At 72.8% G+C, this 6413-nt stretch carries 5 protein-coding genes, 1 other RNA gene and 1 pseudogene; 1 reads left to right on the top strand and 6 read right to left on the bottom strand.

Annotation, left to right across the window (positions count from 1 at the left end):
* Positions 1–427: 427 nt before the first annotated feature.
* From rnpB to ACGFYV_RS26850, 6 genes and pseudogenes are all read right to left on the bottom strand, one after another.
* Positions 428–835: RNase P RNA component class A (gene rnpB / locus ACGFYV_RS26875), an RNA gene on the bottom strand.
* Positions 836–950: 115 nt separating this feature from the next.
* A pseudogene (locus ACGFYV_RS26870) lies at positions 951–1679 on the bottom strand (DMT family transporter); the annotation flags it as partial.
* Positions 1680–1761: 82 nt separating this feature from the next.
* Positions 1762–2637: an AraC family transcriptional regulator gene (locus ACGFYV_RS26865; protein ID WP_393881033.1), complete on the bottom strand. Its 876-nt coding sequence runs from the start codon at positions 2635–2637 to the stop codon at positions 1762–1764.
* Positions 2638–2695: 58 nt separating this feature from the next.
* On the bottom strand, positions 2696–3262 hold the full coding sequence (locus ACGFYV_RS26860; protein WP_393881032.1) for a TetR/AcrR family transcriptional regulator: 567 nt from the start codon (positions 3260–3262) through the stop codon (positions 2696–2698).
* Positions 3255–3701, bottom strand: a complete 447-nt coding sequence (locus ACGFYV_RS26855) for a DUF4260 family protein (RefSeq protein ID WP_393881031.1) — start codon at positions 3699–3701, stop codon at positions 3255–3257. The genes ACGFYV_RS26860 and ACGFYV_RS26855 overlap by 8 nt, the downstream gene beginning before the upstream one ends.
* 198 nt (positions 3702–3899) lie before the next feature.
* Positions 3900–5333: an RNB domain-containing ribonuclease gene (locus ACGFYV_RS26850; protein WP_393881030.1), complete on the bottom strand. Its 1434-nt coding sequence runs from the start codon at positions 5331–5333 to the stop codon at positions 3900–3902.
* A 259-nt stretch (positions 5334–5592) separates the two neighbouring features.
* On the opposite strand from ACGFYV_RS26850, the gene yaaA reads away from it, so the two are divergent.
* Complete coding sequence (gene yaaA, locus ACGFYV_RS26845) at positions 5593–6384, top strand: peroxide stress protein YaaA (protein WP_393881029.1); 792 nt, start codon at positions 5593–5595, stop codon at positions 6382–6384.
* Positions 6385–6413 lie beyond the last annotated feature (29 nt).

Below are 6413 nucleotides of genomic sequence, written 5' to 3'. Positions count from 1 at the left end.
CTACTTGGCCGCCCTCCATCTCCGCGCCTCCATCATCTGGATCAAGGACCTCGCACGGGCCACTCAATGATCACGACCCGATACACGCCCTAGGTGGCCAGGCGGCGAGTCCTGCTGCGTCACTCCCCGACGCGTCTGAACCTTGAGTTGAGATCACGGCGTGAGGATACGAGCGAGGTCTGACAAAGCCGTACCGATGTCCAGATCATCCGCATTTAACCGAGCCAGACACCTCGGACGATATTTTTGTATCGTCCGCGGTGTCTCGCTGCCGGATGCTTTTCCGCTGGTCACAGCACTTTCGTCGTTTGGCGCCTCAGGCGGCGAACGTCGCTCTGCGCTCGCACGGCGAAATTCGACCCGGATTCGACCCGGCCTGCCAATCTTGGCTTGCCGCACATGCTCTGAACTGGGCTTATGCCGGACGGGAACGATACTCGGATGTTACGCCGGGTTCTGTTCCCTGGTCCCCTCGCGGGGGCCGGGGCGACGGCCATCCATCTAGGGCCAACGTTGCCGCTGGCCTCGTGCGGTCTACCCGCGGACTCGGGCGGGCAGCCCTCGAACGTCCGCGCAGAGCGCGCCTTGCGGCGGCTCCTCTTGACCTTGCTCCGGGTGGGGTTTACCTAGCTGCCCAGGTCACCCTGGGCACGGGTGGTCTCTTACACCGCCGTTTCACCCTTACCCAGCGCCTGAGCACCGGGCGGTTTGTTTTCTGTGGCACTGTCCCGCGGGTCACCCCGGGTGGCCGTTAGCCACCACCCTGCCCTGTGGAGCCCGGACGTTCCTCGGGAAGCCCCCTAGGGGGACTCCACGCGGCCGTCCGCCCGGCTCGTCTGCCGTGTCGACCATGGTACCGGGCGCGCGGGCCTGCGGGGACCGGTGGCCGTGGCGAGGACGGAGCCCGCCAGGATGAGGGCGAAGGCGGCGAGGACGGACGGGGTCAGGGGCTCGTGCAGGAAGAGGGCGCCGGCCGCGACGGCGACCGCCGGGTTGATGTAGGTGATGACGGTCGCGCGGGTGGGGCCCGCCTCCTTGATCAGCTCCAGGAAGGCCACGAAGGCGACCGCGGTGCAGACGACGCCCAGGCCGGCCAGGGACGCGAGGACCGAGGGGGCGGGGACGGCGGACGGGCGGGTGAGGACGGCGGCGGGGGCGTAGACCAGGGCCGCGAGGGTCAGGCAGGCGGCCGTCAGGTGCAGGGACGGGACGTCCTTGAGGCGGCGGGCCGCTATCAGGGGGGCGGTGGCGTAGCCGATGACCGTGAACAGGACCTCGAGCAGGGAGCGGGCGTCGCCGCCGGTGAGGTGCGGGAGGGTCAGGACCGTCACGCCCGCCAGTCCCAGGGCCAGGCCGGTGATGCGGCGTCCGCCGAGGTGTTCCCTCTCCCCCGGCCCCGGGGCGAAGAAGCGGGAGGCGACGACGCCGACGATCGGTACGCCCGCGATCAGCAGGCCCGCCGTCGAGCTGGACAGATGCCGTTCGGCGTCGGTCAGGGTGAACCAGGGAGCCATGATCTCCAGGACCGCGAAGGCCAGCACGGGGCGCCAGTGGGCACGGACGTTCGCGAGGAAGCCGCCCTGGCGCAGGGCGAACGGGAGGAGCAGGGCGGCGCCGAGGGCGCAGCGCGTGAACACCACCACCGGCGGGGACACCGCGTCCACCGCCACCTTGATCATCAGATAGGGGATGCCCCAGACCACTCCCATCAGGGAGAAGAGGAACCAGCCGCGTGCAGTCATACGGCGAGTGTGGGCCCGGTCAGCGGACGGAGTCTTGAACGCTGTTGCGATAGGCCGCCGGGGTCACCCCGAGCACCCGGCGGAACCACCGGGTCAGGTGCGCCTGGTCGGCGAAGCCGACGAGGGCGGCCACCTCGGCGGGGCGCAGGCCGGCGGCGAGCAGGGCGCGGGCCCGGGTGACGCGGTACTGGGCGAGCCAGGCGTACGGGGGTATGCCCATCGTCGTACGGAAGGCGCGCAGGAGCTGGTAGCGGGACAGGCCCAGGTCGGCGGCGAGGGAGGAGAGGGTGGGCGGGGCGGTGAGTTCGTCGGCGAGGCGGTCGCGGACCGTGTGGGCGATGCCGCTCGCGCCGGGGATCACGGCGGGTACGGACCGGGCCGTGGAGTGGCGCTGGGCCAGGGCGGTCAGCAGCCAGGGGAACCGGGACTCGGCCTCCAGAGGGTCGGGGCAGGCGCTGAGTTCGGTGTGAGCGAGGCGGAGCGCGGCGGCGAGTTCGGGGTCGTCGAGGAGCGGTTCGCGAAAGTGCGGGCGGCTGCCGAGGGTGCCGTCGGCGAGCAGGGCGGGCTCGGCGTACAGGGCGGGCTCGGCGTACAGGGCGCGGTAGGCGTAGCCGTCGGTGGGGCTGCCGGGTCCGCCGGTGTGCATCTCGCCGGGTTCGAGGACGACGACGGTGCCGAGGCCGGTGCGGATGCGGCCGCCCCGGTAGCCGATGACCTCGCAGCCGCCGACGCTGATGCCGACGGTGTACTCCTCGTGGGCGTGCGGGGCGTAGACGTGGCGCCGGAAGTTCGCGGTCAGGAGGTCGAGCGGCGGTCCGCACAGGCCGAGCCGCGCCCTGGTCCACCGCGTCTGCTCTCGTGTCCGCTCCCGCGTCCGCTCCGTCGTGCCGTCCATGGCGGCCCCCCTCGTCGCGCCGTCCCGCACGGTCGTCCCGTACGGCCGTCCCCTACGGCTACGGGTGCAACGCCTTCAGGCCCCGTTCCCATGCCGCGTCGAGGTCCGCGTCGTCCGGAAACCGGCCGTGGATCTCCAGGATCACCATGCCGTGCGCGAAGGCCCAGACGGCGCGGGCCAGGTCCATGTCGCCTGCGCAGGCCCGCAGCAGCGGGAGGGCGGCGCGGTCCTCCAGCCCGGCGGGCAGTCCGGCGCGGGGCAGAGGGCGTTCGGTGGCCAGGCAGTAGAGGTGGGGGTGGGCGAGGGCGTAGCGGCGGTAGGCGCCGGCGAGGGCGTCAAGGGAGCCGGGTGCGCGGGCCTCGGCGGACTCCAGGGCCTCGGCGGTCTCGGCGAGGTGCTGGGCGGTGAGTTCGACCTCGACGGCCTGCTTGTCGGGGAAGTGCTTGTAGAGGGAGGGGGCCTTGATGCCGAGGCGGTCGGCGAGGGCGCGCATGGTGAGTGCGTCGGGCCCGGACTCCTCCAGGATGTCCCGGGCCGCCGCGGCGATCTCCCGCGCCCTCGGGGTGAGACGGTCCCGCACGCCGGACGCCCCTGTCTCGGCCCGTGGGCCGGTTCGGTCAGCCACGCTGGAAGCCCTCCTTCGTACGCAGTCCGTAGCCGAAGGCGCGATCGTACGAGATATGGGCGAGCCAGCCGCACAGCGCCGCGAAGGCCGGGGGCCAGGCGACGGGGCCGGCGGTGCAGAGGGCCATGAGCGCGAGCGGGACCAGGGCGCGGTGCATGGCGTTGTAGTACGGCACCGCGCGCGGCGGCAGCTGCCCCTTCGCCATGCGGGGCGCCTCGCTCGCCGCGACCAGGAAGGTCAGGTCGGGCAGGACCAGGAACAGCAGGGCGAGGGCGCCCGCGAGCCAGCCGTGGTTGACACCTTCCAGCACGGCGAAGGCCGACCAGAACAGGGCGCCCGCGAGCCAGGCCGTGCGGCGCAGGACGGTGCCGACGGAGCGGGAAGGGTGGGACGAGTGAGACGAGTGGGAATGGGTCGCGCTGGGGGTCGTGCTGGTCATGGCTGCCTCCAGAGTCGTCCGGCGTTCCGGCCGAAGCGGCTAACGCCGTTAGCCACAACGGTATGGCTAACAGCGTTAGCCGTCAAGGAGGTCTCGCGCACAGGAGGTCTCGCGCACAGGAGGTCTCGCGCACGAAGGTGCCGCACGCAGAAGGTGCCGCGCACAAAAGCTCCCGCACAGGAGCCCCCGTACGAGAACTCACGCGGGCGCGAACAGGATCTTCGTCGTCCCCGGCTGCGCGCAGGTGAGCCGGACCCGCAGCCGGGCGCCGAGCGTGAGGCCCTCGCCCTCGACGCGGCCGATGACCGCCGGGCTGTCGACCTGCACGGTGCCGACGGTGGGCCGGGTCTGGGACACGTCCACCACACACCCCTCGAAGACGTCACCGACCCGGTCCTTGAGCAGCGCGGCCTCGACGATGTCGACGCACTCCCGCTCCACCGTGCCGGCGATCCGGGCGCCGTCGGCCATCCGCCGGGGCAGCCCGTCGAGCGCGGCGAGGACCCAGTCGGGCGTGGCCGCGCCGGCGACGGCCGCAAGGCAGATCTCGGCGGCGTAGCGGTCGGCGAGGCGGCGCAGCGGTGCCGTGCAGTGGGCGTAGGGGGCGGCCACGGCGGCGTGCGAGGTGATCGCGGGAAGGGTGCCGTCGCGGAAGACCGAGTAGCCGGCGCCGCGCAGCAGGGTCGTGCACTCCTGGAGGAAGGCCGCGTGGTCGGGGCGGTGCGGGTCGAGCGTGCGGATCAGCGCCGCGTACGACACATGGTGCGGCCAGTCGATGTGCAGCGCGGTCGCGGTACGGCGCAGCCGGGCCACCGCTCCGTCGGGGGCGGCCGGGAGGGTGCGCAGGATGCCGGTGCCGGCGGCCAGCATCAGGTCGGCCGCGGCCATGCCGGTGAGCAGGGAGATCTGGGCGTTCCACTCGTCGGCGGGCAGCGGGGCGCGGTAGGTCAGCTGGTAGGTGTGGTCCTGTTCGGTGATCTCCTGCTCGGGCACGTTCAGGGAGATCCCGCCGCGCTCGACCTCCAGTTTCTCCCGGGCCAGGCCGATCTCGCGGAGCAGGGCGAGCGGCTCCTCGGCCGTCCCGTCGTCGATCTGCCGCTGCACGCCCGCGTAGTCGAGCCTGGCCCGGCTGCGGACGAGGGCGCGGCGCACGTCGACGGCGACGGCACGGCCCTCCGCGTCCAGGTCGAGCGTCCACAGCACCGCCGGACACGTCTGGCCGGGCAGCAGGCTCGCGGCGCCCTCGCTGAGCACGGTGGGGTGCAGCGGGACCTTCTGGTCCGGGAAGTAGAGGGTGTTCACGCGCCGGTGCGCCTCCGCGTCCACGGCGCCGCCGGGCGCCACGAAGGCGGCGACATCGGCGATGGCGTACCTGACCCGGTGGCCGGTGCCCTGCCGGGAGAGGTGCATCGCCTGGTCGAGGTCGGTGGCGCCGGGCGGGTCGATGGTGAAGAAGGGGAGGTCCGTCGCGTCGTACGAGGGCAGCGCGGGCGCCTCGGCCGCGCGCTCGGCCTCCTGCCGGACCTCGGCCGGGAAGGCCTCCGGGACGCCGAGTTCCGTGCGGAGCGCGGCGAGGGCGGCCCGGAGGGGAGCCTCGGGGGCGCCGGTGACACGGATCCTGCGGCAGGGCATGTGTCGAGCGTAGGGCGAAGGAGTCCGCGCAGCACGCGGTACTCCGTACAGCGCCCGGTGCTCGGTGCTCGGTGCTCGGTGCAGCACGCGGTACTCCGTACAGCACCTGGCGCTCCGGACGGCGCCCCGCACTCCGTACAGCGCCCGGTGCTCCGTACAGCACCCGGTACCCCGGACGGCACCCGGCACTCCGGACAGCACGCGGCGCTCCGTACAGCACCCCGTACCCTGACGCACACCGACAGTCGAAGGAGTACCTGTGCTTGTCCTGCTGCCGCCCTCCGAAGGCAAGGCGTCCTCGGGCCGTGGCGCCCCGCTGAAGACGGAGTCGCTGTCGCTGCCGGGGCTGACCGGTGCGCGGGAGGCCGTGCTCGGGGAGCTGGTCGAGCTGTGTTCCGGGGACCCGGAGCAGAACGAGAAGGCGCGCGAGGTGCTCGGGCTCAGCGAGGGACTGCGCGGCGAGATCGCGAAGAACGCGGTGCTGCGCACGGCCGGCGCCCGCCCCGCCGGGGAGATCTACACGGGTGTCCTGTACGACGCCCTGGGTCTGGCCTCGCTGGACCCGGCCGCGAAGCGGCGGGCGGCGCGCTCGTTGCTGGTCTTCTCCGGGTTGTGGGGCGCGGTGCGGGTAACGGACCGCATCCCCTCCTACCGCTGCTCGATGGGCGTGAAGCTGCCGGCGCTGGGCGCGCTGGCCGGGCACTGGCGGGCGCCGATGGCCGAGGTGCTGCCGGAGGCGGCCGGCGACGGCCTTGTCCTGGATCTGCGCTCCGCCGCCTACGCGGCCGCCTGGAAGCCGAAGGGCGAGGTCGCCGGGCGCACGGCGAGCGTACGGGTGCTGCACGCGCCGACCCGGAAGGTCGTCAGCCACTTCAACAAGGCGACGAAGGGGCGGATCGTACGGAGCCTGCTCACCGAGGGTGCCGCACCGAAGAACCCCGCCGAGCTGGTGGAGGCGCTGCGGGACCTCGGGTACGAGGTGGAGGCGGCGGCACCGGAGAAGGGCGGCAAGGCGTGGTCGCTGGACGTCCTGGTGGACGAGATCCACTGAGCCGTCGCTGATCACGACCCGCTGAGCCG

It is taken from the genome of Streptomyces sp. NPDC048297 (genome assembly GCF_043201585.1).
Classification (GTDB): Bacteria; Actinomycetota; Actinomycetes; order Streptomycetales; family Streptomycetaceae; genus Streptomyces.
The sequence above is the reverse complement of the archived record's forward strand: the minus strand, read 5'-3'. Positions and strand labels throughout refer to the sequence as shown.